General features: G+C 70.3%; 2 protein-coding genes and 1 pseudogene. 2 read left to right on the top strand and 1 reads right to left on the bottom strand.

The features are described 5' to 3' along the window. On the bottom strand, positions 1 to 1079 hold a 1079-nt coding region (locus ACV4UX_RS19635; protein ID WP_491594960.1), incomplete at its 3' end, for an aminotransferase-like domain-containing protein. Between the two features lie 91 nt (positions 1080 to 1170). Here ACV4UX_RS19635 and ACV4UX_RS19630 point away from each other — a divergent pair. Then, positions 1171 to 1524: a DUF2917 domain-containing protein gene (locus ACV4UX_RS19630; RefSeq protein ID WP_491594959.1), complete on the top strand. Its 354-nt coding sequence runs from the start codon at positions 1171 to 1173 to the stop codon at positions 1522 to 1524. Positions 1525 to 1771: 247 nt separating this feature from the next. Continuing rightward, positions 1772 to 1996: pseudogene (locus ACV4UX_RS19625) on the top strand (GGDEF domain-containing protein); the annotation flags it as partial.

Below are 1996 nucleotides of genomic sequence, written 5' to 3'. Positions count from 1 at the left end.
AACTCGGCCACGGCCATCTGGGTGGGGGTGGCGGTGGCCACGCTCACGGTGGCCTTGATCTCCAGGGCCTTGTCCAGGACCCGCCCGGGCATGAGCCAGCCCACGCGGTACCCCGGCGAGAGGCTCTTGGAGAAGGAGGAGCAGTGGAGCACCAGACCCTCGCGGTCGTAGGTCTTGCAGCAGCGGGGGCGCTCCGGGCCGTGGTGCAGGTCCCCGTAGACGTCGTCCTCGATGAGGGGCGTGCCCGTGCGGGCGAGGATTTCCACGATCTCGGCCTTGGCCGGGTCCGGGGTGAGCGCGCCGTCGGGGTTGTTGAAGTTGGGGGTGAGCACGCAGGCCGCCACGCGGAAGCGCTCCGTGATCAGGGCCAGGTCGGCCGGGCGCACGCCCTCGCCCGGGCGCGAGGGCACTTCGATGACGCGCAGCCCCAGATTCTCCAGAAGTTGGAGGAAGCAGTAGTAGGTGGGCGAGGCGATGGCCACGGTGTCGCCGGGGCGCGTCACGGAGCGCAGGGCCACGTGCAGGGCCTCCATGGCCCCGTTGGTGACCACCACCCCCGAGGGGCCGCACTCGATGCCCGCGTCCAGGCAGTGGGAGGCGATCTGCACCCGCAAGGACTCCAGCCCCGGCACGGGGCCGTAGTAGCCGGTGCGCTCGCCCTCGTCGCGCAGGCTCTGGGCCAGCATGCGGTTGAGCTGGGCCAGGGGGAGCAGAGCCTCGTCGGTGCGGGCCACGCCCAGGGGCACCAGGTCGCGCCGGGCCATGTTCTCCAGGAGCTTCCCGATGAGCCGGGCGCGGTTGAGCGTCTCGGGGAACTCGTCCGGGCAGGACTTCACCCGGGGCAGGGGCAGGCGGTTCTGCCGGGCGCGCACGAAATACCCCGACTTGGGACGGGCCTCCAGCACGCCTTCGCTCTCCAGCTGGCCGTAGGCCAGAAGCACGGTGGAGAGGCTCACGCGCATGCGCTGGGCCAGGCGGCGCAGGGAGGGCGCCTTGTCGCCGGGCTTGAGCCCGCCGGACTCGATCTGCTCCAGCACGCTCTGACGCACGGTCTCGTAGCGGTAGGACTCGGGCTGCACCTGATCTGCTCCGGTCGAAATTCGTTTGATCTGTGTCTGTTCCGGTAACAGTTATTCTGGTTGACGAAAAGCGAAAACAAGGAGGCATCCCATGGCATACGAATCCACCCCCCGCAACTGGCCCTGCGAGTCGCGCGGACTGGCCGACGACGCGCGCGACGCCCTGTTTCCCAACGCCTTCTCGGCGTTCCTCCAGCGCCTGCTCTTCGCCCTGACCCCGCGCGGGCGTGCCGTGGTCACGCTGGCCCAGGGCCAGACCGCCGTGCTGGAGGGCCAGCGCCTGGCGCGCGTGGCCTGCCTTGAAGGCCAGGCCTGGGTGACCAACCCCGACATCGGGCGCGACGTGCTGCTCAAGGGCGGCGAGATCGTGGAGTCCCGGGGAGGATCGTCCATGGCCGTCACGGCGGTGCGCGGCCCCTCGCGGGTGAGCCTGGGCTGGAAGTAGCGGCGCGCCCGGGCGGGCCATCCTGCAACCCGCCCGGGCAGGGCCGCTCCGGCCCGTTCCGGCGCGTTCTGGCGCGTTCTGGCGCGGGCGCTCCCCCCAGGCAGCGCCCCCGGCGACGGCGCGCCGCGCGCTGGAGGGAACCCACGCCCCGCCCCCGCCCGGACCACCGCAATGCCGGACAGCACCCATGGCGAAGCCTTCCACGCAGGGGCTTGGCAAGGGCGTTGTGATGGGCTATCGCTCAGGGATGAAGGCTCACTCGCCTGTCAATCTGGATGGCAAGCGCTGTTTCGACGGCATCTGCGAAACCCTTGACCGCCTGGGCGTGCCCCGCAACTCCAAGTGGCGGGCGCTTATCCTGTTCATGCGCTCCATCCGCGACTACGACATCTACACCCCCGAACAGAAGCGCCAGATCCAGGCCCTGGTCGTCCAGGTGCTCAAGAACGGCGACCTCACGGAAACCCGCTTC

This window comes from Fundidesulfovibrio sp. (assembly GCF_058402725.1).
This window is presented reverse-complemented; position numbering and strand designations above follow the sequence as displayed.

Excerpts from the sequence above, each read along its gene's own strand:
- ACV4UX_RS19630 (WP_491594959.1), top strand. The coding sequence starts at position 1,171 with ATGGCATACGAATCCACCCCCCGCAACTGGCCCTGCGAGTCGCGCGGA.